At 39.8% G+C, this 26502-nt stretch carries 23 protein-coding genes; 8 read left to right on the forward strand and 15 right to left on the reverse strand.

Features of this window, described 5'->3' with window-relative positions:
- Window positions 1-156: 156 nt before the first annotated feature.
- Window positions 157-1371, forward strand: coding sequence for an MFS transporter (locus BIV60_RS05390; RefSeq protein WP_177177218.1), 1215 nt, complete (start codon window positions 157-159; stop codon window positions 1369-1371).
- 161 nt (window positions 1372-1532) lie between these two features.
- On the opposite strand, the gene BIV60_RS05395 is transcribed toward BIV60_RS05390, so the two are convergent.
- From BIV60_RS05395 to recQ, 3 genes are all read right to left on the reverse strand, one after another.
- Complete coding sequence (locus BIV60_RS05395; protein WP_071354702.1) at window positions 1533-2660, reverse strand: glycerate kinase; 1128 nt, start codon at window positions 2658-2660, stop codon at window positions 1533-1535.
- A gap of 84 nt (window positions 2661-2744) precedes the next feature.
- A complete protein-coding gene (yfkAB, locus tag BIV60_RS05400; RefSeq protein ID WP_071354703.1) occupies window positions 2745-3857 on the reverse strand; it encodes a radical SAM/CxCxxxxC motif protein YfkAB in 1113 nt (370 codons plus the stop codon).
- A gap of 158 nt (window positions 3858-4015) precedes the next feature.
- Window positions 4016-6142, reverse strand: a complete 2127-nt coding sequence (recQ, locus tag BIV60_RS05405) for a DNA helicase RecQ (RefSeq protein ID WP_071354704.1) — start codon at window positions 6140-6142, stop codon at window positions 4016-4018.
- Between the two features lie 344 nt (window positions 6143-6486).
- Here recQ and BIV60_RS29480 point away from each other — a divergent pair, with 344 nt between their 5' ends.
- A complete protein-coding gene (locus BIV60_RS29480; protein ID WP_177177219.1) occupies window positions 6487-6660 on the forward strand; it encodes a hypothetical protein in 174 nt (57 codons plus the stop codon).
- A gap of 46 nt (window positions 6661-6706) precedes the next feature.
- Here BIV60_RS29480 and BIV60_RS05410 read toward each other — a convergent pair whose 3' ends face one another.
- The 7 genes from BIV60_RS05410 to BIV60_RS05440 all read right to left on the reverse strand — a co-directional run bounded on the left by BIV60_RS05410 (window position 6707) and on the right by BIV60_RS05440 (window position 15226).
- The gene (locus tag BIV60_RS05410) at window positions 6707-8293 is read right to left on the reverse strand and encodes a fatty acid--CoA ligase (RefSeq protein WP_071354705.1); all 1587 of its coding nucleotides are present in this window, start codon (window positions 8291-8293) and stop codon (window positions 6707-6709) included.
- Between the two features lie 18 nt (window positions 8294-8311).
- Window positions 8312-9469, reverse strand: coding sequence for a thiolase family protein (locus BIV60_RS05415; protein WP_071354706.1), 1158 nt, complete (start codon window positions 9467-9469; stop codon window positions 8312-8314).
- A gap of 31 nt (window positions 9470-9500) precedes the next feature.
- Window positions 9501-10646, reverse strand: a complete 1146-nt coding sequence (locus BIV60_RS05420) for an acyl-CoA dehydrogenase family protein (protein ID WP_071354707.1) — start codon at window positions 10644-10646, stop codon at window positions 9501-9503.
- Between the two features lie 303 nt (window positions 10647-10949).
- Window positions 10950-12128, reverse strand: coding sequence for an agmatinase family protein (locus BIV60_RS05425; protein WP_083402112.1), 1179 nt, complete (start codon window positions 12126-12128; stop codon window positions 10950-10952).
- A gap of 42 nt (window positions 12129-12170) precedes the next feature.
- Complete coding sequence (locus BIV60_RS05430) at window positions 12171-12914, reverse strand: hypothetical protein (protein ID WP_071354708.1); 744 nt, start codon at window positions 12912-12914, stop codon at window positions 12171-12173.
- 28 nt (window positions 12915-12942) lie between these two features.
- Complete coding sequence (locus tag BIV60_RS05435) at window positions 12943-13755, reverse strand: ATP-binding cassette domain-containing protein (RefSeq protein ID WP_071354709.1); 813 nt, start codon at window positions 13753-13755, stop codon at window positions 12943-12945.
- 82 nt (window positions 13756-13837) lie between these two features.
- The gene (locus tag BIV60_RS05440) at window positions 13838-15226 is read right to left on the reverse strand and encodes an APC family permease (protein ID WP_071354710.1); all 1389 of its coding nucleotides are present in this window, start codon (window positions 15224-15226) and stop codon (window positions 13838-13840) included.
- Window positions 15227-15762: 536 nt separating this feature from the next.
- Here BIV60_RS05440 and BIV60_RS05445 point away from each other — a divergent pair.
- Window positions 15763-16725, forward strand: coding sequence for a D-2-hydroxyacid dehydrogenase (locus tag BIV60_RS05445; RefSeq protein WP_071354711.1), 963 nt, complete (start codon window positions 15763-15765; stop codon window positions 16723-16725).
- A gap of 223 nt (window positions 16726-16948) precedes the next feature.
- On the opposite strand, the gene BIV60_RS05450 is transcribed toward BIV60_RS05445, so the two are convergent.
- The gene (locus BIV60_RS05450) at window positions 16949-19693 is read right to left on the reverse strand and encodes a dynamin family protein (protein WP_071354776.1); all 2745 of its coding nucleotides are present in this window, start codon (window positions 19691-19693) and stop codon (window positions 16949-16951) included.
- 240 nt (window positions 19694-19933) lie between these two features.
- On the opposite strand from BIV60_RS05450, the gene BIV60_RS05455 reads away from it, so the two are divergent.
- A complete protein-coding gene (locus BIV60_RS05455; protein ID WP_071354712.1) occupies window positions 19934-20449 on the forward strand; it encodes a hypothetical protein in 516 nt (171 codons plus the stop codon).
- A 55-nt stretch (window positions 20450-20504) separates the two neighbouring features.
- Here BIV60_RS05455 and BIV60_RS05460 read toward each other — a convergent pair whose 3' ends face one another.
- The 4 genes from BIV60_RS05460 to BIV60_RS05475 form a co-directional block, all read right to left on the reverse strand.
- Window positions 20505-21227 (reverse strand): amino acid ABC transporter ATP-binding protein, encoded by a 723-nt coding sequence (locus BIV60_RS05460; protein WP_071354713.1) that lies wholly within the window; start codon window positions 21225-21227, stop codon window positions 20505-20507.
- Window positions 21224-21880: an amino acid ABC transporter permease gene (locus tag BIV60_RS05465; protein ID WP_071354714.1), complete on the reverse strand. Its 657-nt coding sequence runs from the start codon at window positions 21878-21880 to the stop codon at window positions 21224-21226. Before BIV60_RS05465 ends, BIV60_RS05460 begins: the two co-directional genes overlap by 4 nt.
- A gap of 203 nt (window positions 21881-22083) precedes the next feature.
- Window positions 22084-22893: a basic amino acid ABC transporter substrate-binding protein gene (locus BIV60_RS05470; RefSeq protein ID WP_071354715.1), complete on the reverse strand. Its 810-nt coding sequence runs from the start codon at window positions 22891-22893 to the stop codon at window positions 22084-22086.
- Window positions 22894-23162: 269 nt separating this feature from the next.
- Window positions 23163-23975, reverse strand: a complete 813-nt coding sequence (locus tag BIV60_RS05475) for a basic amino acid ABC transporter substrate-binding protein (protein ID WP_071354716.1) — start codon at window positions 23973-23975, stop codon at window positions 23163-23165.
- A gap of 191 nt (window positions 23976-24166) precedes the next feature.
- Between BIV60_RS05475 and BIV60_RS29485 the strand changes: the two genes are divergently transcribed.
- From BIV60_RS29485 to BIV60_RS05485, 4 genes are all read left to right on the forward strand, one after another.
- Window positions 24167-24304: a hypothetical protein gene (locus BIV60_RS29485; protein ID WP_177177220.1), complete on the forward strand. Its 138-nt coding sequence runs from the start codon at window positions 24167-24169 to the stop codon at window positions 24302-24304.
- A 13-nt stretch (window positions 24305-24317) separates the two neighbouring features.
- Entirely contained in the window at window positions 24318-24479 is a 162-nt protein-coding gene (locus tag BIV60_RS29060; RefSeq protein WP_141770409.1) for a Fur-regulated basic protein FbpA, read from the forward strand.
- A 133-nt stretch (window positions 24480-24612) separates the two neighbouring features.
- Complete coding sequence (locus BIV60_RS05480; protein ID WP_177177221.1) at window positions 24613-24942, forward strand: MerR family transcriptional regulator; 330 nt, start codon at window positions 24613-24615, stop codon at window positions 24940-24942.
- A 219-nt stretch (window positions 24943-25161) separates the two neighbouring features.
- Window positions 25162-26427: an ammonium transporter gene (locus BIV60_RS05485; protein ID WP_071354717.1), complete on the forward strand. Its 1266-nt coding sequence runs from the start codon at window positions 25162-25164 to the stop codon at window positions 26425-26427.
- Window positions 26428-26502: the final 75 nt, after the last annotated feature.

The raw sequence follows: 26502 nt of genomic DNA on the forward strand, positions 1-26502 counted from the left end.
TTTACCTCCTATTAACAAATTGTCAATAGTGTTTTGAATATTTTTAATAGAGTAATTATAACCATTTCTAATGGAATTTTAATTGTAATAAAACTCATTTCGGTACTATAATATTTAGATAAACGAAATATATTTTAGAAAGAAGTGCTATTGATTGTGAATCAACAGGAAAGTGCAAAGCGAAATCTAATGATTATGTGGTTTGCCAACTTTTTTGTTGGCGGCAGCATGACCATGGTGTTGCCTTTTATTTCATTATATATTGAGTCAATGGGGAATTTTTCCGAAAAATATGTCCAGCATTGGGCCGGGTTGACCTTTGGAATCACCTTTGTGTCCGCCTTCATCTTTTCACCTATTTGGGGAAAGGTTGGCGATCGTTTCGGCAGAAAAAAAATTCTCATTTATTCCGGGTTAGGCATGGGGGCATCCATTTTACTAATGGGGTTTGCCCATTCTGTTTTTCAGTTATTTATGCTCCGTTTCTTTATGGGTTTTTTCTCTGGCTTTATTTCCATGTCTCAAGCCTACATTTCTACCCAGACACCGAAAAATATTGCCGGACGGGTATTGGGGACACTTCAGACAGGCAGTATTACCGGATCCTTATTGGGCCCAATGATTGGGGGCATTTTAGCCGATTCACTCGGATATGCGACCTCATTTAAATGGACATCTATATCCATTTTCATCTCCGCTTTGCTTGTAATTTTCACAAAGGAATTTCGGATTGTAGCAAACAAAAATGCGAAATCTCATTATTCAAGCAAAGAAGTTTTGATGCATATTTTAAAAAATCCTGTTTTCTTAACCGTAATCCTGCTATCTGCGCTTGAACAGATTGCACATTTCAGCATTCAGCCGATTCTTTCTTTATTCGTCAGTGACTTACATGGAAAAGCAAATGTTGCTTTTTACTCGGGGATTGCCTTCTCTGCAGCAGGCCTGGGAAATTTACTGATGTCGAAAAGATGGGGGAAAATCTCAGACAAATACGGCTATACAAAAATCTTAATCATTCTCCTTTTGGCAGCTGGGCTAATCTATTTACCGGGGGCGACTGTTACACAATATTGGCAGCTGGTCATCATCCGTTTTGTTCTTGGTGTTTTGATTGGCGGCGTTGTTCCGACCCGGATTGCTTATATCCGGCAGGAGGCACCGATTGCGATGCAAGGAGAGGTGCTTGGATACAATACAAGCTTTCGATTTTTTGGAAATATTATCGGGCCGATGCTCGGCGGTTTTATTTCCGGAAACTTTGGATATTCCGCAGTGTTTATTAGTACAAGCGCCTTACTTATTATAAGCGGTTTGATTTTATTTGCTGCCGTTCATAATCAACCGAAGTATTTAAAGCATACTGCTTAGGCCGCATGTGAAACATACGGCCTTGTTTTTGGGTTTATAAGTTAAAATTCACTTCCTGCTCATGTTCAAAAACAATGATATAGAGGGAAATAAACTTAAAGTAAACTTTTTCTCTGATATAACATAAAACGCTGCTAGCTGATGGCAGCGTTTTATGTTACCTATACCTTTAATACCCTGCAAATATTTTCTGTAGCGAAAGCTAAGTTTTCTTCACCAGATTCGAGAGCTTTCTCTAAAGAAGTAACCTCTTTTAATATACCAATAATTGCATTAAATCCATTGTTGTATAAAGGCTCCACACCATTGCCGATTCTCCCGGCAAAAGCTATAACAGGAACAGAATGTTTCTTAGCAATGGTCGCAACTCCGTACGGTGTTTTACCGAACAAAGTTTGGCCATCAATGCTGCCCTCTCCTGTAAATACGTAGTCCGCTCCTTTTATTTTGTCCTCAAGTCCAGTATACTCAATGACAAGGTCAATCCCTTTTTTGAGCTGAGCATTTAAGAACGCCATTAATCCCGCACCAAGTCCTCCGGCAGCCCCCGCACCTTCTATATGGGCAATATCCAAGTCCAACTGCGTCTTAATGATTTCTGCAAAATGAGATAGATTTCGGTCAAGGATATTCACCATTTCCGAGCTCGCCCCTTTTTGCGGGCCAAAAATAGCTGACGCACCATTTTTACCAATTAATGGATTTATCACATCACAAGCTACATCAAACCTTGCTGATTTAATCCTTTCATCCAATCCACCCATGTCAATTAAATCCAATTGATCCAAAGCTCCTCCTCCAAATGGAAGCTCATTTCCGTTTCGATCCTTAAAAGAAACACCAAGTGCTTGCAGCATTCCTATTCCGCCATCATTGGTTGCACTTCCGCCAATTCCAATTAAAAAACGACTGACACCTCTATCTAGAGCATGTTTAATTAATTGACCTGTACCATAAGTAGTTGTTACTAGTGGATTTCGATCTTCAAGTTTGATAAGTTCTAAACCACTTGCACTTGCCATCTCAATAACTGCTGTTTGCCCCTCACCTAAAAGGCCGTATTCTGCTAGGACTTTTTTTCCTAATGGTCCGATTACTTCTGTTTCTATTATTTCCCCGTTTAATATGCTAACCAGGGATTCTACGGTACCTTCCCCGCCATCTGCCATGGGAACAATAACACATTCTGCATTAGAAAAAACCCTTTTTATTCCTTTTTTCATTGCAAGGGCAGCATTCTTCGCCGTCATACTTTCCTTAAATGAATCGGGAGCAAGCACAAACTTCATAATCATCTGTCCTTTACATCAATTTCTTCTTTTAAAACATTGGAGGATCACCGTTCAGTCATCCCTTACAAGGAACGGATTATTTTAAAATTTTGCCTTCTGAATCGTAAAATCCCTATTTTGATAATAACTATTCTTCACCAAAATATTAGGCCCTAGACAAGAAACAGACGGACAATGGCAATTCAGTTCTTTTGCTATACTCGATGATTGCCAGGCTTGGTAGGCATCCTCCAGTTTTGTCGTTTGAATATTTCCAAGCGCCGGAGTATCGCCGAAATCTGTAACAATAATATCACCGTTAAATATGTTTACATTCAGACGCGAGCGGCCATCAGGATCGTTTCGAACGGTAACATTTTTGCTGCTATACATACGCTTTAACAGTTTCAAATCCTCTTGTTTACTGCTGCATGGATAAAAAGGCAGAGTTCCAAATAGCATCCACACATTTTCGTCTCGAATGTCAAGCAAATGATGGATGGCCTCTCTAATTTCATCAAGTGTTAATGTCTCAAGATTACTAGCGAAATCGCTCGGGTACATCGGATGAACCTCATGGCGCTGACAAAGCATTTCCTCGACAATTTGCCGGTGGATTTTTTCCAAATGCGGCAAGGTCCGTTTATTTAACATCGTTTCCGCCGAAACCATGACACCTGCCTTTACCAGTTCACGGCTATTTTCTATCATTCTTTCAAAATATTTTTCTCTTTGTCTATAATCCGGCTGCTTCTCCATTCTGGCAAAACCGCCCTCGACAAAATCATCCACGGTTCCCCAGTTGTGCGAAATATGTAAAACATCCAAATATGGAACAATCATTTCATATCGGTCCAAATCCAGCGTTAAGTTGGAATTGATTTGTGTCCGAACACCGCGTTCATGGGCATATTTGAGAATCGGAACGACATAATTTTTCACCGAAGAAAGGGATAGCATCGGCTCACCGCCAGTAATACTAATCGATCGTAACATCGGAATTTCCTCTAGCCGCTTAAGTATCAGCTCAAGTGGAAGTGCTGTTGGATCCTTTGTTTGCAATGTGTACCCAACAGCGCAATGCTCACAGCGCATATTACAAAGGGTGGTCGTTGTGAATTCGATGTTACTTAACTGAAGTTTTCCATATTGCTCAACATCTAAATAAGCTTCCCATGGATCGAACGATGGAGTAATTTTCTGCATAATTGTCATTTTTATCTCCTTACTATCAGTCTTTCAAAACCTTTCCCATTCTATCATAAGATATTCGCTTAGCAAAAAAACCATTACGAAAAGGCCGCAAACTCTTTATTTTGCGGCCTCTTAAAATCTACATTATTTTCTAATTCCCGGGAAATATCGACAAAAAATCATTCTTTACTCGTGAAGTAAAGATACCCTTTAATCATGAAATAGTTGACTTCATCGGGAAGAAGTTCTTTTATCGGCTTTAACCGTTCACGGCCTGCTTCTGCCACTGCTTTTTCCAATAAAGGAATATATTCAGAGGGAATAATCGTCGAAAAATCAACGCCCAGTCCCTGTTGGGCACATTGGATTAAATGGTTTTCAATCGTATTAATCGATAAGTCGCGCTGTTTGGCGATTTCCTTTATGGAAAGGTTATTCTGATAAAGCTTAAGGGTTTCCAAATGGGAATCCCCTACCGCTTTTTTCGCAGGCTTTTTTGCCGGCTTTTCTTCGGTTGTGAGTTCACTCTGGTAATCGGGATTTTCCTCACAAAATTCGCGAATTGCCTGAATAAAGTCGAGACCATATTTTTGTAGCTTCATTTCTCCTACACCACTAACCTGCAAAAGTGCTTCACTTGATTTCGGCTGTTTAGCGCACATATCCTTTAAAGCTGCATCTGAAAAAATGACAAATGGCGGGACTTTTTCCGATTCGGCAATTCTTTTTCTAACCTCACGCAGTACTTCAAATAGAGGGTCGCTCTTAGATACTTGCTTAACCGTTACGATTTCCCTTCTATGAACCTGCTGTTTCCCCAAAAGGACCTCTTTTCCTTTTGGCGGAACATACAGTGTCGGAAAGGTTCCTTGTTCAATCGCAATGAATTCTTGTGAAATCAAAAACTCGATGAAATCACCGACATCCTTCGCGCCTTGGTCCTTCATGATTCCATAAGTCGATAGTGTGTTAAAACTCATATCCGTTACTTTTTTATTTTTCGAACCTGTTAGCACTTGTGCGATAAGCGTTTTTCCAAATCGCTGCCCCATCCGGATAATACAAGACAGCACCATTTGCGTTTCCTTAGTAACATCCACACTCGATCGGGAATCTAAGCAGTTCCCGCATCTTCCGCATGGTTCTGTTTCGGTTTCACCAAAATAATGTAAAATAAATTCCTGCAAGCAGTTTTCCGTATGGCAGTAATCGACCATCTGCTGTAATTTTTCCAATTCCTGAGTCATCCGGCTGCGGTCGCTTGATTGATCAATTAAGAAGCGCTGAATTTGCACATCCTGTGAGGAGTGCAGAAGAATACATTCACTTGCAAGACCATCCCGTCCGGCACGGCCCGCTTCTTGATAATAGCTTTCCATGTTTTTCGGAAGCTGAAAATGGAGAACGTATCTTATATTGCTTTTATCAATACCCATTCCAAAGGCTGATGTGGCAACCATCACGGATGCTTTGTCTTCTAAAAATCGTTCCTGTTCTTGCGCGCGCACTAAATCTCCCATTCCAGCATGATAACGAGCCACATTCACGTTTTCCCGCGTTAATCTTTCATAGAGTTGGTCAACATTTTTCCTAGTTGCTGCGTATATAATCCCCGCTTCCTTTTCATTCTTTTTAATATAATCGATGAGGAACTTTAGCCGATCCTGCCCTTTGATGACAGAGAAAGACAAATTCTCCCTTTCAAAACCTGTCATTACCGTGTTTTTTTCATCGATTTTAAGCAGTGTGCAGATATCTTCACGGACTCTTGGAGTTGCCGTTGCCGTCAAAGCAAGTACTATAGGCTTCTTTGGGAGAGTGTTGGCCATTTGTTGGATATGGCGGTAACTGGGGCGGAAATCATGCCCCCATTGCGAAATACAGTGGGCTTCATCGACTGCCACTAAAGGAATTTCCATTTGTTTAAGGTCTTCAATAAATTCATGTGACTCCAGGCGTTCCGGGGCTATGTATAATAGCTTGTACTTTCCTTGTTTTGCTTCCCACATCCGGTTGTTGGCTTCTGTATAATTTAATGTACTGTTAATAAATGTTGCCGGAATGCCCGCCTGAATGAGGGCATCGACCTGGTCCTTCATTAAGGAGATAAGCGGCGAAATGACGATTGTGGTCCCTGGGAGCATCATTGCCGGGATTTGATAGCAAATTGATTTCCCTCCCCCGGTTGGCATCACACAGATTGTATTGTTTCCCTCAAGAGCCGAGCGGATTGCCTGCTCTTGCCCCTTACGGAAGGATTTGTATCCGAAATACCTTTCTAATATGGGAAGAGCCTGTTGGATCAAAACTTGGTCACTCCTTTCTATAAAAACCTCATATTTTTATTATACGAGTTTTTAGACAGCAATTTCTATAGTCATATAAGGAGGTTTTATGGACAATACTTGGAGAAGCAGCATGAAACTGTCTATAAATGTTCGTTCTCTAAACAGCAAAAAATATATCAACACTTTTTTCAGGATATCAACAAATTTTTGGAATATATCAACACAAATTGGACAGATATCAACAATTCCTCTTTCTAAACGAAGGGAAGTCTATTAAAATTACAATTAATGGGTATTTTTAATTTAGAAAAAATCCTTTACAATATAACTATTAGATCAAAGACCTAAAGAGGGTATCACGAATGAAACCATTTAAAGAAAAGAAAAAACATAAGAAGAAAACCAGTCATTTTGTTTTGGAAGAAATCGTCGAATGGATTTTTGAAGGGATATTAGGTTTGATATGGAGATTGATTGTAGGATTTTTCCATCTTATAGCCAGGTCAATAACGGCTGTTTTTCATCATTTCTTTTAAACAAAGGTTGTCAAAAGGCCAATGACATTTTGACAACCTTGTATTCCTAAACTTGAGAATCCCTAGCTATGGCCCCTTGAGTCAACAACTCCTCTAACTGCTTCCGCAAAATAAACTTCTGAATTTTCCCGCTTGCATTTCGCGGCAGTGCCTCACAAAACACATACTTTCTCGGCCGCTTATAGTTTGCCAGCTGATCGCTATTCTTGCAATAATCATCCAATTCCTGTTCGGTCACTGCAGAATCCTTTTTCACGACAAAAGCCGTGACGGTCTCACCCCATCGGTCATCCGGCTGTCCGACAACAGCAACGTCCAGCACTCCAGCATGTGCATGCAAAACATCCTCAACTTCACGCGGATAAATATTTTCACCACCGCTGATAATCATGTCATCAACACGGTCATTAACGAAAAGATAACCTTCTTCATCCATATAGCCAATATCCCCGGAATGATACCAGCCTTTATACAATGCTTTTTCAGTTGCTTCCTCCCGGCCAAAATAGCCAAGCATCATGCAAGACCCTTGAACGATAATTTCACCTGGTTCGCCTGGTGGTAGAATATCATCCGGGTCGGATGGTCCATCCTCTCTGGTTCGGACGACCCTGACATCATGATTTAAACAGGCCTGACCGGCAGAGCCCACTTTCCGTAATTGGTCGCCTTCCGGCAAAAAGGTAATCGCCGGACCCATCTCTGTCATCCCATACGCTTGCACCAACGAAATTCCGAGACGGTCATGACAAGCATGGACAAGGGATGGTGCCATTGGAGCGGCCCCATATAAACCAAGCTTTAAGCTTTCAAGATTGTACCCGGTTAAATCCTCCTGAAGGAGCATATTCCACATCGTTGGAGCAGCGAAAAATTTCGTTATTTTCTCCTGGCTGATTAATTCAAGAACTTTCTTTGGATGAAATTGATGCAGGATGACATTACAGCATCCCGAATGAACCCTCGGCAGGAAAGCGCAGTGAAGTTCTGCACAATGGAACATCGGAGCTGTAACAAGCCCGACATCAACCGCTTCAAGTTTCTCGGCCGCAATCACCAGCAAGCTCTGCTCAATCATATTTCGATGAGAGTGCATGGCTCCTTTCGGTCTGCCGGTTGTCCCGCTCGTATACATTATGGCATATAGATCATTTTCCTCCACTTCCACCTGTACCAGTTTAGATGAAGCCGCTCCAAGCTGATCATGATAGCTTTTAGCATAATCAGGCACATCTTGATCAATATACCAGTAGGAGATAGTTGGGAAACGATTCTCGATGTTGGCAATGACAGGTTCTAATGCTTTTTCAAAAAGAACCACCTTTGGGGCGGCATCCGCTAAAATAAAGGCCACTTCCTCGGACATTAGCCGAAAATTAATCGGGTTAAAGACAGCACCAATTTTCGCGCAGGCAAAATAGGCCGTCCCCAATTCTTCTGTGTTAAATAAAAAAGTGGAAACCCGATCGCCTTTTTTAACCCCTTCCTTTAGGAGTGCATTCGCAAGGCGGTTTACCTGCTCGTTCCACTCTTTATAAGTAAAACGCACATTTTTTCTTACATCATAAATCGCTTCCTTGTTCGGAAACTTTTTAACCGTCAAATCAAAAACTTTGCCAATCGTTGTCCCCATTCCATCTCCCCCTGGATATTAGTCTATTCTTTCAAGAATCGTTGCGTTTGCCATTCCATGACCCTCACACATCGTTTGCAGCCCGTAGCGGCCGCCTGTTCGCTCAAGCTCATGCATCATTGTCACCATTAAACGTGCTCCGCTTCCTCCTAAAGGGTGGCCCAAAGCAATCGCACCTCCATTTGGATTTAATTTCGCTGGATCCGCACCTGTATCTTTCAACCACGCCATTGGTACTGGTGCAAATGCTTCGTTCACTTCAAAAATATCAATATCATCAATCGAAAGACCTGATTTTTCCAATGCCTTTTTTGTAGCCGGGATTGGCCCTGTTAGCATCAAGGTTGGATCGGAACCGACGACAACACGGGTATGAACACGAAAACGGGGTTTCAATCCCAATTCCTCTGCCTTTTCTCGCGACATCAGTAAAACGGCCGCCGCGCCATCACTGATTTGACTAGAATTTCCGGCATGAATAACGCCATCCTCAATAAAGGAAGGTTTTAAACCGGCAAGCGCCTCTAATGAGGTTCCTTTTCTTGGACCTTGGTCTTCCTTAATAATGGCTGTAGTACCATCAGGAAGTGTCACTTCAATCGGAAAAATTTCTCTGTCAAAAAAGCCCTCAGCTTGGGCACGTAGCGCTTTTTCGTGGCTTTCGAGTGAAAACTGATCAAGCTCCTTGCGGGTAAAACCGTATTTTTCAGCAATCCGCTCAGCGGACAAACCTTGGTGAATCAGTTCAAATCGTTCTCTTAGTTTCGGACTGAAAGGATCCTTTACTCCTTTGTAGCTTGAGCCCATCGGTACCCGGGACATACTTTCAACACCACCGGCAATGACCACATCCATATCACCGGAAAGGATAGCCTGTGCAGCGAAGTGAACAGCCTGTTGGCTTGATCCGCATTGCCTATCAATGGTTGTCCCTGGGACTTCAATCGGGAACCCGGCAATCAATGCCGCTACTCTGGCTATGTCTCCTGCTTGTTCACTCACTTGCGTAACACAACCAAGGATCACATCATCAATAACGGCGGGGTCTATGCCAGCTCGATTCACTAATTCTTTTAAAGTTAAAGCCGCCAGATCATCCGGACGAATATCCTTTAAGGCTCCATTTCTTTTCCCAACCGGTGTTCGAACACCCTCGACTATAACGACTTCTCGCACATTTCATCTTCCTTTCTTTTTTGGATTGAATCTATAAACCCAGGTTTTTTGCAACAATCGTTTTCATAATTTCATTCGTGCCAGCATAAATGCTCGATACCTGAATATCTCTAAATCTGCGGGCAATCTCGTATTCTTCCATATAACCATAGCCGCCGTGCAGCTGCATACATTCAGTGGCAATTTTTTTAGCGTTTTCGGTTAGCTTCCATTTCGCCATCGAAACTTTGGTTACAACATTTTTTCCTTCAATGTGTTCTCCAATCAACTGGTCTAAAAATGCCCGGCCCATTTCAATGTCAGCTGCCATTTCAGCGATTTTAAATTGGGTATTTTGAAATTGACTGATAGATTTCCCGAAAGCTTCCCGGCTTTTCACATAGTCCATTGTTTGTTGCAGCATCACCTCTGCTGCCGTCTGTGCAGCAATCGCAACCACAAGCCGCTCCTGCTGCAGTTTATCCATCATATAAAGAAAACCATTTCCTTCCTCACCAATTAAATTTGCTTTTGGAACCTTGCAATCTTCAAAAATTAGTTCTGCGGTATCCTGACAATGCAAGCCAACTTTGTTCAGCTTTCTTCCTCTTGAAAACCCTGAAGTATCTCTTTCTATCATCAATAAGCTGATTCCTTTATGCTTCGGCGTGGCATTCGGATTGGTTTTACAAGCGACAAGAATCAAATCCGATTGAACTCCATTGGTGATGAACGTTTTTTGTCCATTTACTATATAGTAGTCACCATCAAGCTTTGCTGTTGTTTTGATATTAGCGAGGTCTGACCCTGTCCCGGGTTCTGTCATTGCAATGGCAGTAATCAATTCACCGGCAGCACATCTGGGGAGCCAACGCTGCTTTTGTTCCTCTGTTCCAAAGGCGGTGATGTAGGGAATGACAATGTCACTGTGGAGGCCAAGCCCTACCAGCCCAGAACCGACTCGTTCCAGTTCTTCATTAATGACAACGGAAAACCCCCAGTCAACCCCACAGCCTCCATATTTCTCCTCTTGATCAGGGCAAAGGAATCCTTGTTCCCCCATCTTTTTCCAAAAGGAACGAGGAATGAGGCGGCTTTCCTCCCACTGTTCATAAAAGGGATATGCTTCTTTGTCCAAAAACTTTCGTAAAGATTTGCGGAAAATTTCATGTTCATCAGTTAAATATGAATGGTTCATCCACAATCACCTCTCTACATTTTGAAACCGCTTACCAATATCATTTTACCAGATATTGCTGAATTTTTTGAATTTTATATTCCATAAGGGGACTATTTTTAAATACCCGTCTTTATTTTAATCCCAAGGTCATGGGCATTTGTCCATCAAAGTTTCCAACAACGCTGAAGTGGTTCCGGAGATGAAAGATTTTTGGCCTTCATCCCTTCCAACAAAGTTGTTTAACATATCTATTAGAATAAAAAAAGCTTGAGGAATGTCCCTCAAGCTTTCTGGAATAATTTCAATATATTAAATGGTGTTTCATCTCAGGATAGATTTTTCGGAATAGTAATTTCTTTTGCCCAATTTCCCATTGGCCACCATCGTACCCAAGACATCCAAAACAGATCTTGCTGCCAGCAAAGAGGTTTTGTCACTGACATCATATGGCGGAGACACTTCCACAACTTCCATTGCACATACACCTTCCTTGGCAACAAGCTGTAAAAATTTCAATGCTTCGCGTGGCAGGAAACCACCTGGTTCCGGTGTACCCGTTCCAGGAGCAAAACCAGGATCGAGACTATCAATATCAAAGCTTAAGTATACGGCTTTTGCATTCTTCCAGGCCGTTTCCAAAGCAATTTCAGCTGCTTTCTCAATACCCATCGTTTCTACATCTGTCATCGTTAAAATAGTAGTATTTCTTTTTCCAGCATTGGAATAGCCTTCACGAGGACTAATCCATCCACCCTGACCCACTTGTACGAGATTTGAAGCCGGAGCATTCGGAATATTAGTGGCATGGAACCAAGGTGTGCCATGCATTCTTTCATCCATATCCTTTTCACCCATGTCGATATGTCGATCTAAATGGATGATTCCAACGTTCCCGTCCACATTTTCGGCAATGGCACGCAAACACGGATAACCGATCGCGTGATCGCCACCAAAAATGATGGGCATGGTTCCGGAAGAAAATACATGTGATACGGCTTTTGTAATTTGATCAAAGCTTTTTTCAATATTGGCAATTGTAAATACATCACCGATATCCACCATATCCAGTGACTCTTTTAAATCAACACCTAATTCATAAGAGAAGGAAGTAAATAAACTAGAAATGCGACGAATCGCCTGCGGGCCAAATCTTGTTCCAGAGCGATAAGTGGTTCCAATATCAAAAGGAACTCCCATAAATGCCACGTCATATTTTCCAACTTCACGAACGTCTTCTAAATAAGGGACTTTGAGGAAAGTGTTGATCCCAGAATAGGGTGGTAAGGATCCCCTAGAAAAACATGATATCGTTCTATCTCCAATGGATTCAGCAGCTTCCAATCCAAATTCCAGTCCACGCTTGATTTCTTCCTCTGCCTTCACTCTTGGAACTTCCTTTTCTTTTTGGGCGGCAATGACACCTAAAAGATCGTTTTTTGTTTCAGGGTCCAATCCTGCGCTCGGTTTGTATTTAAGTCCATGATTATCAAAAAATCCCATTTTATATTCCTCCTAATAAAGTATTAAATGATTTACATCCGGTTAAAAAATAGCCGGAAGAAATGAAGATTCACCAAAGACATAAAGGATTCCCATGCCTAAGCTGTATATCGCTGTAGCAAATGCGAAGCTTCGAAAGGCCTTTTTATTCTTGAGAATACGTGTAAACCCGAAATAACAAGCCAGGGCCAACAGGGTATGAGAAATCAACAAGCCGACGACAAATGCTAGTACTACGATGATCCCATGATCCAAATGACCGACGCTCGAAGCAGCGGTAAACAGCATCAATTGGGTAGGAGTTTCAGCGCCAATACCGTGAGCGATGCCGATGGCGAACGAACCGGTACGGGAGACGTTGATATTGATGCTGGAATCAAAACCTCGGTATTTCCCGAAATAACGACCAGTAAGTAGCGCAAATAAATTATAAAAACCTGTAAATAAGATTCTCCATCTACTAACCATAATGATTTCTTGGCTGTTTTTATAAAGAGAAAGCAATAAAAAAGAGGCCAAAATAATAAGTGTTACCCCAACAACCGGTTCCATCACGTTATCAACCCAAGATGGGAGTGTGCTTCCGAACAGTACCGCCATTCCTCCAAGCACTATAATGACGACTTCATGACCCATTGCATACCAAAAGGCCAAAATAAATCCCTTTTTCTGGTCTTTCTCACCACCTACCAAATCTGTGATGGCAGCGATGTGGTCCCAATCAATCCCATGCCGTAATCCCAAGAATACGGAAAGTAATATAAGACCAAAGATTGCATTATCCACTTTAAAACCTCCCTATGAAATGTTCATTTTAGACAAATTCTCTAAGTATTGTTGTAGCTTCATCGACTGTTCGAGGTATAGTGCGAAATTTGTGTCTAGGAAGGTTCAAAAAGGGAAGTGACAGCATCGGCAATCGCAAACGCGCTTTTTCCATTAGTTTTTCATCCAGAACCAAAGAAGGTGACCCTTCTGCTAACAGACAGCCTTCGCTTAGAAGGAACAGATGATCCGCCCAGTTAGCTGCAAAATCGACATCGTGAGTCAGAACGATAACTGTTTTTCCAATAATGTGTAATCCTTCTAAAAGAGCGTATATGCTCCTATAACCTTCTGGGTCCAAGCCGCTAATCGGTTCATCTAAAACCAAAACATCAGCTTGGGTAACGAGTGCTCTAGCGATACCTAATCTTTTTTTTTGACTCTTGTTCAAATAACTTAAGGTTTGATACTTCGATTCAAGCATGCCAACCATCCCTAGAGCCGTCTCTGCCATTTTAATCTTCTCTGCTTTAGGCAGTGATTTATTAATGATTCCAGTCGTTACAAACTCCCAAACGGTTCGAATAAAAAGGGATGAGCGTAAATCTTGTTCTACAAATCCGATACGTTCTCGGATGAATTTTTTTGACTTTGATTGTGTTTCTTCACCAAATAATCGAATGGATCCACTCTTAGGTTGTAACACACCACTTAATTGATAAGCGAGTGTTGTTTTACCAGAGCCGCTACTACCCAGAACCACTACTTTACTATTAAATGGCACTGCTGCGGAAATGTCCGAAAGCCCTCTGTCCCCATTCGGAAAAACATAGGATAGATTATGAAACTCCAATGCATACATTCTATGTAACACCATCCTATATACGAAAAAATCTTTTACTTATTTGTAATACTAAATGTCTCATGAACTACTAAACCAAAAATTATGAATCGGCAGAAATACCTTTCTCCTGACTTTCCGTTATCAGGAAATCATCATTAGAATCATCAAAATGTAACTTTCGAAGCCGCTGTCGGAAGAATTTTGTCAAGAAAAGCAGGTAGACAAATCCGATAGCCATCCAGCTGATTCCTAAAATGAGCGCATGTATATCTAAATATGACCAAAGCCATATGATGAATCCAGCACCAATAAGCGGAAAAATAAGATAATGAATGGTTTCAACGAAAGAACGCTTTCGATTCCTCACATAATAGTGTGCGATGACTGAAAGATTTACAAAGGTGAACGCAATCAGTGCTCCGAAATTAATAAACGTAATCGCTGTATCCAGGCTTACTACAATTCCAAATAAGGAAATTATACTAACAACTAGAATACTATTGGATGGCGTTCTAAATCGTGGATGAATATAGCCAAATATTTTTTTCGGTAAAACCGAATCACGGCCCATTACATACAACACGCGAGAAACACTCGTAACGGCTGAAACACCCGAAGTAAAGTTCCCGATAATCATGACAGTAATGAATAAAGAGCTAAATAAGTTTCCACCGATCATTTTGACAAGTTCGAGTGCTGCAGAATCAGTGTTTTTGAAATGAAATCCTGGAAAGACAATCTGTGCCAAATAGGATGAGCCGATGTAAATAATACCCATGATAAGCATCATCAGAAAGATAGCTTTTGGTATCGTTTTCTCCGGATTAATTGTTTCCTCCGACAATGTTGTGACGGAATCGAAACCAAGAAAACTAAAACAGAGAAGGGATGCCCCGGCGAAGATGACTGAGACTGAAACATTTGAGTTAACGAAGGGATGAATGGATACAAGTGTACCTGAACCCATGCCACCCAAGACGCTTTTGATTGTTAAAATAACAAAAATTCCAACAAAAATGATTTGAGCTGTAACAAAAATTTTGCTAGTATTTGCGGAGAAGTTGATACCGATTAAACTGATGATGGTTATACCAATATTTAGGATGATAATCCAAAAGGAAAACGGAATGTTTGGAAATTCTGCGCTTAAAAAAACAGCGGACATCAGACAGGTAATCATCGGCGTTAACAGATAATCTAACAAAATGGTCCATCCAATCATGAAACCGGTTTCGGAATTCATCGACCTTTGAGTATAGGTGTATGCCGATCCAGCGACTGGGTGCGCTTTTGCCATTTTCCCATAGCTAATTGCGGTAAAAAGAATCGCCATAAATGCAATAACATATGCACCTGCAAGGACACCCTTGGAAGTTTCCGCTGCGATTCCATAGGTATTAAAAAATACCATTGGGTTATTCCAAGCTAGACCCAAAAAAACAACTTGAAACAATGTAAGGGACCTTCTAAGCGTTGCTTTTTCTTTCAAATTCCATTCCCCCTTCGCATAACTCCGACCTGAGATTTTTTCTCCTTCTTTACATAGCTGAATACGGAAAAGAATTGCTAGAAAACAAATATAACTTGGTCTCGTAATCTATTAGGCAAACTAATCTACATACCTTTCAACCTCCTTCAAATTCACTATTCGGATTAATCTGAAATTTGTGTATCATTATAATAAATCTTTTTGTTACACAAAGGTCAATATTTTTTGTAACGGTATTCTACTTTAATTTTTGTACCTTCAAAAGGTGGTGTTTTTATTTGAAAGAAAGGCTAACTATAGGTGAAGTTTTCCGGAGGATTATTTGTCTGTGTCTGTTATAATAGGGAACTATTAAGAATTCGATTTAAATAGAACAGTTCTGATGAAAATCGGTGCAATAACATACTTATCGAGATTTTTATAAAAGGTCTGAGCCTTTTTTATACTGCCCTTTAATACAGTCACTCGGTTATCAATTTCCCCTATTTTCCGGTATCATAAGTAGTAGATAGTTTTTAATAGATCGGAGCGATAATATGAAAAAAAGTAAAATGGTAGTTACCCATAATTTAACGCAGGAACAAGTCAATCGAATACATAAACTAATCCCTGATTGGGAATTAATCGTTAGCAAAGATAAGACAATATGGCAAGAACATCTACAGACTGCAGAAATCATTGCTGGCTGGAAAAAAGGAATGGAAGAATATTGCCTCTCCCCTGTTTCAAAGCTTAAGTGGCTGCAAACACGGAGTGCGGGCGTAGACTCCCTGCCGCTCGAAAAACTGAAATCACAAAACATAATGGTGACGAGTGCGAATGGTGTACATGCCTACCCTATCTCTGAAACAATCTTCGCGTTAATGCTCGGGTTAACCAGAAAAATCCACGCATATGTCAGAAACCAGCAATCCAAAACATGGCACCATGCACATATGGGGTTGGAATTACATGAAAAAACAGTCGGAATTTTAGGTGTAGGGTCAATCGGAAAAGAAACAGCCAAAATAGCCAAAGCCTTTGGCATGCATGTAATCGGTGTCCGTCATTCAGGAAAACATGAAGAATATGTCGATGAAATGTATACTCCGAACGATCTCAATACTCTCCTGCCAAAATGTGATTATGTTGTCATTACATTGCCGTTAACGAAGGATACGAGTCAATTAATCGGAAAAGAACAATTTGATCTAATGAAACCTTCTGCTTTTTTCATCAATATTAGCCGCGGCGAAATCGTCGTAGAAAAGGATTTAGTACAAGCACTAAAAGATGGAAAAATTGCAGGTGCCGGTCTTGATGTGTTTGAAAAAGAACCATTGACTGAAGACAGCCCGCTATGGGAAATGGAAAAGGTAATCATTACCCCACACACTGCGGGTTCGACTGAACATTATAATCAACGGGTAATTGAAAATATACTCATTCCTAATTTAAAAAGCTATCTTTCCGGGCAAACTCCAACGGAAAATCTGGTTGATTTTTCTAAAGGTTACTAGTGGTGTATGGTACAAATTACAATAAGAAAAGCGCAAGCGCCTTGGTCAGCCCCGACAAGCATAAGACAAGCCGGCGAGAAGGTTGCTCTTTAACCTTCTTGACGGATTGGCTTATGACCTCGAGGGGCTAGGCGCTGGAGCTGGACAATTCTCAAAGACAAAAATTTTATACTTTCTTTACTTATACGAAAGGCTGCACGGAGAATTCCGAGCAGCCTTTTTCCTAATAAACCGTCTGCACACCTTTACCCGCAACCGTCATCCATTCAAACTGCCTGAGCCTTACCTCAAACAATGTCAATGGATCGCGGAACAATTCAGGATTAGTGTTCATTTTACCAAGCAGGTCCTGATTGGTTTCAATTTCAGTATGTGCCTCTTCGATTGCTCGCATTACCACACTGGCCGGACCTCTAAAAAATAGACTAATGTCCCGCTCTAAAGCTTTTTCAAACAATTCAGATTGCTGGAAAAAGCGCTCATTTACCAGTGCAACTGTTTCAGAGTAATCTTCATTTTCAATAAAGGCTTTGTATTTATTAAACAGCATATTTTTATTTTGCGACAAAGCCCCTAGCAATTTACCTGCACTTTTTAGCAGGAACTGTGATGGAGTTCGGCGAAGCAGGATATTGACAGGCTCTAAAGTGAATCGGCTCGTCATCCGGTCCGTATCACGGCGCCAATCATCAAGAATCTTAAAATCACATTCTAGCTTAAACCGTTCCTCCCCGTACATCACATTAAAGCCGTCTGCCATTTCATCTAAGAATTGTTGACTTTGCGTAAATTCCTCTTTCGTATCCCCAATCCACTCCTGCAAAGAGCTGTAGTATTTTGGAAGAATCGTAAGCTCTAAATATTCTTGAATTCTGTTGTTCATTTCCGAGTTTAACTCAAGATGAATTTTACTAAAATCACTATTCTCTTTGATTAAGGAAGAGCAATCCTTTAACATTTTTGGTACCGCTTCAGTAATTTCCTTTTGAAGCTCCTTCTTAATCTGACGATAATTCCGAGTGATCGTTTCAGCTTTTTGTGATTCCGCATCCTTCACCTGGTTGAGAGCCCCAGTTAATTTCATGTGCATTTCTTCATTCCAGCGTACCGATTCAATCAATTGATTCTCCACATCAATCCGTTTTTGCAGCAGCTCGGTAATGGTCGTGCGGATAAAAAATAATAATTTTGCCAGTCTTTTATCCTCAAGATTTCTAGTATTTTTGATTGACAGAATAAATTCTTTCAATTCACTTAACTGTTGTCCGCTGTCATAGTGCGATGAAAACGCAAAAATCTTTGAATCTGGCAAATAGGAATGGATTTCTGCTTTTGTTTCATTAAAAATTCGTACAGTTTCCTGTTCATTCGCAATCGTATCCATTTTGTTCAAAAGGAAATGGATCGGAATACTTGGCGCCTGATCATGGATCTGTGATAGAATACCTCTTTCCTTTGCAGTAAATGGTGCATTGGCATCAAGGACAAATAATACCGTATCTGCTGCATGGATTTGTTTCATCACTTCATACTGATTCCCATTTAGCCCTGGTGTATCTATAATCGTAAGTTGATTCTCCTGCAAAAATAAGCTTGGACGCTTAAATTCAATAATGGACTCCATTGCATTCCGGCGGCGGTCCATTCGTTCCTGGAAATCACTTAGTCCATCCAATTGGATGGTTTCCTGATTGTTAATCTCATAAATTTCAAGATTCGGATGGTTCTTAAAGACCACAACAGATGATGTAGGACTATCCTGCAAATCTTCTCCGGATACAGTATTGACAAAAGTAGATTTCCCACTTCCACTTAAACCGGTTAGTAAAAGATGATGGGTATCAAAATCAAGCATTTGTAGAACCATCCATTTTAGACGATTATTCTCTCCCATATCATGTGCTTCTGCCCATATTAAAATCGCCTCAAACAGCTTTAAACATTCTTCAAGTTCATCTATTTCATGATCCATTTTACTAATAATCTTTTCGGCTTCACTGACAATGTTCATATGAATGCTAACCGGGAATAACTCATTCCAGGACAGGACGGCAGCCGATGCCAACACAATCTGTGCAGGAATCGCAATCCGAATCCAATTGGAAAGTAAGTCAGGAATTAAATCGGTTAATTCTTTTATTAAATAGCTGCCATCAATCAGGCTAAAATAGGTCTCTTTAAATAACGTGGAAAGCTCTTCCCAATGTTCATTCTGTTCCACTTCCAAACTGAATAAAAGCTGATTGATTTCTTTTAACCAGGTAAAATGGCTTTCTTCCGTTTGGTAACTATTCCATAAGGCCACTGTTAACTGTTCAAATTGCTTTGTGTCCAAGGTATAAACGACATTTAACGCATGTGAAAAATAACTTGGCGACAAACGTTTCGTTACACCGCTTTGAACATAGGAAATGACAATATCAAACCATTCTGGTGAAACGGTCCTGCTTGCTTCATTTACTGCTAGTTCAATCGCGTTCTCCCAGTCCTGCCGCTCCTCAAAAAACTTCCTGGCGATTTCTGTGACTTGTGGATAATCCGGATTGGAAAGAACCGTTTTCTTGATGACCTTAACGGCCGAATCAATTTTTCCTCGCTCGTAATAAAGTGAAAACAAATTTAGGGCAACTTCTGTATTTAATGTAAGACTGTCAGTTTCAATGGATGTATACAAGTCTTCCGCATTGGACAACAGCCCCATTTCATAATAGGCATCCGCTGTATTTTTTTTCGCCCATGGTTCCAGTTCATTGATAATCTGGCCCCATTTAAAAATGGCTGTTTCAAAGTCTTTATTTTGAAAATATACTTCGCCCTGAGCAAACCGTATATAAGATAAATCCGGAATATCCTTTTGCATTTCCTCTTGGTAGGCGTCTCCAAGAACCCGAATCGGATGCATCTCTCCATGTTCATTAATGAACATCGTATAGTAGCATTTCTCTGTCAGCTGCTTTTCTAACGACATTTTCTTCCCTCCAATTGCAAGCACTTCTATGTCATTCATATGGAAAAGAGGCATATTTATTCCTCATACTATTCGAACGATGGGACGATTATAAGTCCATAACAGATAGATTTTACCAAACGAATTTTTTAAAAAGATTGCAGTTATGTTTCATTTCAAAGACAAAAGCCTTGAAAGCACCTTTCTTTCCTCCGCTTTTACACCGTATAATGTTGTCAAAGACGATAAGGAGTAATCATTTTGGAAAAGGAAAAGGCAATCTTTATCAGTAATTGTATGGAAAAATGGAGTGGAATCGGTTACGAAATTAAAAGATTAAGCACAGTGAACAGTACCTTGCCAAAATTTCATCAATGGACAAATGGAAAATCGGTTGTGGCCGGTTATGAAATAACTCGAATCAGCCATGATACAAGGTACTACTTTTTATTCATCGACTGGCATCGAATCAACAATTATTATTTAGTCATTTATACACATAATAAATCAACGACTGTTGCAGAGATTCGCAGAGTGGAAGAAATCGATGGAGATCTAAAGCTTGTATGGACTTACAATCCATTAAAAAGGGACGGAAAGAACGCAGTTCGGAAAGCCTATTTTAAGCAAATATTTGGTTCTACCACTGTCCAGATTAAGCTTCCCACATCTAAAATAGAATTAGAGGAATTCTTTGACCAACTATTTCTTCTTTGCCAAAGAAGAATAAAAGCGGACGGAATTGTTGAAGTATTTGATTTTGATGATATACATTAGCACCGTGATAAAAGATATTAAAGGGAGACCTTAGATGGGTCTCCCTTCTACTTCTTTATAAAACCTTGCTTAAAAATGATTTTGTCCGCTCTTCTTGCGGGTTTTCAAATAATTCCTTTGGAACATTTTCTTCGACAATCAGACCGCCGTCCATAAAAATAACCCGGTCCCCAACTTCCCTGGCGAAGCCCATTTCATGAGTCACGACTACCATCGTCATTCCTTCTTTTGCCAGCTGCTTCATAACCTCCAATACCTCGCCGACCATTTCCGGGTCTAACGCGGAGGTTGGTTCATCGAATAACATGATATTTGGCTCCATTGCAAGCGCCCTGGCGATTGCTACACGTTGCTTTTGCCCACCGGAAAGCGAATCCGGATAGGCATCGGCCTTTTCTGCCAATCCAACTTTTTTCAAAAGCTCCAATCCTTTTGCTTTTGCCTTTTCTGCCGGTACATTTCGGACCTTCATCGGTGCCAACATAATATTTTCAATGACCGTTTTATGTGGAAAGAGGTTGAATTGCTGAAAAACCATTCCCACTTCTGTCCGCACTTTATTAATATCGGTTTTTTTATCGGTAATATCGATTCCCTCAATCAAAACATGTCCGCCTGTGATGGTTTCAAGTAAATTGATACAGCGAAGGAAGGTGGATTTTCCTGATCCGGATGGGCCGATGACAACAACCACTTCCTGGGGTTTTACGGTTACATTAATATCTTTTAAAACCTCATGTTGACCGAAACTCTTTTTTAAATTTTTCACTTCAATCATTCTGTCGCCAACCTTCTTTCAAGTCGAGATAATAGGAAGCTTAAGGTAAGGGTTAATACTAAGTAGATAACTGCTGCTGTTAAGTACGGCTCCCAAACCCGGTAGTACTGACCTTGCATGGCTTGTCCCCAGTACATAAGCTCCGGTGCCGCTATTAATGCTGCTAAGGAGGAATCTTTAATTAAAACAATAAATTCATTGCCTAGTGGTGGAATCATTCGTTTAAAGGCTTGCGGCAGGATGACAAAGCGCATCGCTTGCACATGGTTCATCCCTAATGATCGGGCCGCTTCCATCTGGCCTTTATCAATCGATTGAATTCCTGCGCGGAAGATTTCAGCAATATAAGCAGCTGAGTTTAAAGAAAGAGCGACAATCGCAGCCGCAATGGCATTCGTTTCTCCAAGGAATACTGGAACGACTGCAAAATGGATGAGCAATATTTGAACCATAAAGGGTGTACCGCGGAAAATTGTTATATACCACTTAAACGGTAGTGCAAACCATTGATTTTTCATCATTTTTCCTAACCCTATTAATAGGCCCAATATCGTCCCAATGATGATACTGGCAATGGATAAACCAATGGTTAACAGGGTTCCTTTTAAGAAAAAGGGTCCATATTCAGCTATCAAATCCCAACGAAAATCCATTCATTGGCCTCCTCAATTTTTTAATATTTTGGCTGTTTTAAACTTGTCTGTTGATTTCCTCTCCAATCAACAGAGTTAAAAAAACAACAATGCCCCTTAACACAGCCAATATTTTAATTGTTTATCACATTAAAACGTTTTAGTTTTAAGCAAAAATTGCGTAACTGCTAGCATGTTAGCGTTACGCAATTTTTTGCTGATATTTATTGTTTTAAAGTACTTAAATCCGGTTCGAACTTAAACCATTTTTGATAAATTTTTGTGTATTCTCCGTTATCCATCATCTTCTTAAATGCCTGGTCAAATTCAGCCTTTAACTTGCTTCCCTTTGGAAACAAAACACCGTAAAACTCTTTTTGGAATGCTGAATCATCCTGAATCACAACAAATTTTTCATTTGGATTATTTTTTACATACTGCTCTACCACTGTATTATCCGCAACAACAGCATCTGCTCCACCGCTTTTTAGCTCCATAATTGCCAGATTATTATCTTTGAATTTTTTAAGTTTCGAATTATTTTTTCCATACAATGCTTCTACCGCCGATTGACCGGTTGTCCCATTTTGCACGGCAACCACTTTATCCTTTAGATCTGCAGCACTCTTGATGGAACTTCCTTTTGGAACCAGGATTTCATTTTTAGAAAGGAAGTAAGGTGTAGAAAAATCGTATGTTTGTTTACGTTCATCATTGATGGTAATCGCACCAACACCGATATCGGCATTTTTTCCTTTTACTTCAACAAATAGCGGTTCCCAGCCGACATGTTCAACCTTTACGTCATAGCCGGCTTCTTTGGCAGCAGCTTGAATGAAATCAATATCAAAGCCGACAATTTTCCCTTTATCCATGTATTCAAATGGCGCGTAGGCTGCATTAGTTACGACCCTTAACGTCTTTTTGGCGTCTCCGTTTGCGCTGCCATTTGTCTTTTCACTAGTTCCACAGGCTGATAGAATACAGATCAGTGCAAAAACTAAAATGGTAGAAATAATTTTAACCTTCTTCATTTTTTAACCCCCAATATTTTTTCATAAAAATATTAATAATATTCCGAATAAATAATATTATAGACTATTTTTAAAACAATTTCTATAAATATCGGGAATATTTCGAATATACATGAATATAATTTTTGTTGTATCATTATTCATTATTTATTAGATTACTATTTTAATACGGTAAATACATGCTTTCCTAATAATATTTTCAATAGATTTTTGCTATAACGAAAAATTGCGTAACAGCTAATACTTTAGCGTTACGCAATTTTTCATTACTATTGTTGTTTTAGTGCCTTTAAATCTGGATCAACCTTAAACCATTTTTGATAAACTTTTGTGTATTCTCCATTCTCAATCACTTTTTGGATTGCTTTATCAAATTCCGCTTTTAACTTGCTTCCTTTTGGAAACATTAAACCGTAGAATTCTTTTGCAAAAGCCGAATCGTCTGTAATAACCACAAAATTGTCATTTGGATTATTTTTTACATATTGTTCAACAACCGTGTTATCCGCAACAACGGCTTCAGCCCCGCCACTCTTGAGCTCCATAATCGCCAGGTTATTATTTTTGAATTTTTTCAGCTTTGAATTATTTTTCCCAATTAATGCTTCAACCGCTTCTTGACCGGTTGTACCATTTTGAACGGCAATGACTTTATCTTTTAAGTCGGCAGCGCTCTTAATTGGGCTGTCTTTTGGAACCAGGATTTCATTTTTAGAAAGGAAGTACGGAGTAGAAAAATCATAAGTTTGTTTACGCTCATCATTGATGGTTATAGCAGAAATTCCGAAATCCGCAGTTTTGCCTTTAATTTCTACGAATAAAGGATCCCAGCCAACATGTTCAATTTTTACATTATAGCCTGCTTCTTTTCCAACTGCATTAAGGAAGTCTACATCAAAACCAACTACTTTACCTTTATCCATATACTCAAATGGTGCATAAGCCGCATCGGTTACGACTCGTAAAGTCTTTTTTTCCTCCCCTTTAGGGCTGCCACTTGTTTTATCACTCGTACCGCAGGCCGATAAAACAAACATCAAGGAAAAGACTAATAGCGTTGAAAAGATTTTAAACTTCTTCATTTTCTACCTCCAAAGTTTTTATCAAAATATCAATAACATTTTGAATATACAATAACGTCCATATTTTTTAAAGTATTTTCTGAAAATAAAGATAATTATTAAATTGTTTGTTATGTTTTCTGACAAATTCACTGACAAGAATTAAAAAAATCGCTATCTTTACGATACAAACTATTGAAAGGAAGATTTATATGTATCGAAAAAACGAAATCCAACTGGCAGCGAAAATAGTCAAATTGGATTTATTACGAGACGAACTTTATGAGGAATTAATCAAACAGCTGGGTTCGAAGGCACATGAACTTTTAAGGAAAGTTCAAAATCAATAAAGGAGGGATCCATATGTCTACCCATTTACGGATAGGAATAGACACTCTAAAAAATTTTTACATTAATAAGTTAATTCGCTTAGGTTATGATAAAGACTTAAAAAATGAATTAGCCTCTCTTACTTTAAGCGAATTAAAATTAATCCTGAAAAATCAAACCCCCACTCAAAATTGAAGACACAATCCAATCCATTATGTTTTATACAATTTATAGAAAAATCCATTCCAATGTGAGAAATTTTAACATAAAATGTTATAAAGTTTATAATCTTTAAAAAATAGATTAACAGAGCGTGGTGAGGAAATAAATGGGGAAAGATTTGTCTTATAAAGATAAGAAGGTTATTACCATCGGAGTAGTCAGAGATCTAACCGGTCTATCCGAAAGACAAATCCGCTATTATGAAGAGAGAAAACTTATTTTCCCAGAAAGATCAGGCGGTGGAAGTCGTAAATATTCCTTTAATGATGTTGAATTATTAATGGAAATAGCAAATAAGATTGAAGACGGGATACAAACCCACGAAATCAGAAAAGAAATGCTTCGGGAACAAAAGAAGCAAAATCAGGATGAAATACGTAGAAAAATGATTCAAGGGCAACTAAACGCCCAATTCGGATTAAGAAAAGGCCAGTAAATTGGTGAAACCTCGGAAAGATTCTTGAGTCTCAGCCTCGCTGCTACAAAAGCGGGCTTTTTATTTTTGTTCTGCCCCCTAAATGATTTTAGTAATCTTTAAGTAGAAAAAACCATGTAAGATAATCTCACATATTTATAGATATTAATCTCCCGCTCGTGTCAAAATACAAATACAACCAATGTTAACAAAATTAACATAACTAAAGGGGGAGAACTAATGGATACTTTGTTTTTATTAAACAGTATATGGGTTATGGTAGGTGCAGTCCTAGTCATCCTAATGATTGGAGGATTTATTCTTCTTGAAACCGGTTCAACCAGAATGAAAAATGCCGGACATATCGCCGGTAAAACAATCCTTACCTTTAGCATAAGCTCCATCATTTTTTGGACTGCAGGATATGGATTAACCTTTGGCAAAGGAAATGAATGGATTGGCCTATCGGACTTTTTCTACTCTGGTTACAACATAAAAGGACTATCACTTTCTGGTTCTGTATTCTTTTTATTCCAATTAGCTTTTGCTGGTATTTCTTTAACCATTGCATTTGGCGGATTTGCAGAACGGGCAAAATTAGCGGTATATCTTGTATTTGCGGTCCTTTTCTCTGTACTTGTATATCCTCCTATCGCTCACTGGATTTGGGGCGGCGGCTGGTTGGCAGAGCATGGAAAACAGGATTTTGCAGGCTCAACGGTAGTTCATTTAACTGGTGCAATGGCTGCACTCGCAGCTACGATTCTATTAAAACCACGGATTGGAAAATACAATAAAGATGGATCTCCTAATCATATCGCCGGACATAACCAAGTATTCACAGCATTAAGCGTTTTGCTTTTATGGGTTGGCTGGTTCGGATTCAATGCGGGGAGTACATTATCTGCTGATAAAGCATTTTTTGGTTTTGTTGCTCTAAATACAAACTTGGGTGCAGCAGCCGGTACCGTATCTGCGATGATAATTTCTTGGATGGTTATGGGAAAAGCGGATGTGCCGATGATGTTAAATGGCGCTTTAGCTGGATTAGTTGCTATTACTGCTTCCTGTGGATTTGTCGCTACATGGGCGGCTGTTGTTATTGGTTTTATCGCCGGGGTCCTTGTATTTTACAGCATTCGTTTCTTTGAAAAAATAAAAATAGATGATCCAATTGCCGCCTTGTCCGTACACGGAACAGCCGGGGTATGGGGAACTTTATCCAATGGTTTATTCGCAACAAAGGAATTGGCAACAGTCGGCAAACCGGGATTATTTTATGGAGGTGGATTCCATCAACTTGGTGTTCAAGCTATGGGAGTTCTTGCCTGTGCCGCATACGCCTTTATTGTATCGTTTATCATCCTGGCCATTATGAAAGCGGCCATGAACGGTTTACGTGTCACAGAAGAAGAGGAAATCATTGGACTGGATATGAGCGAGCATGGAAGCTATGCGTATCCAGAATTATTAGAAGTGGAACAAAAACGGAAAGCTCACCTTTAAAAAGGGGTGGTGTGGTCAATCCCTATTCAAAGGGATTGACCTGCCATTAATGTTTTTCAGTAAAGGAGGGAAAGA

Source organism: Bacillus sp. MUM 116 (assembly GCF_001866655.1).
Lineage (GTDB): Bacteria > Bacillota > Bacilli > Bacillales > Cytobacillaceae > Neobacillus.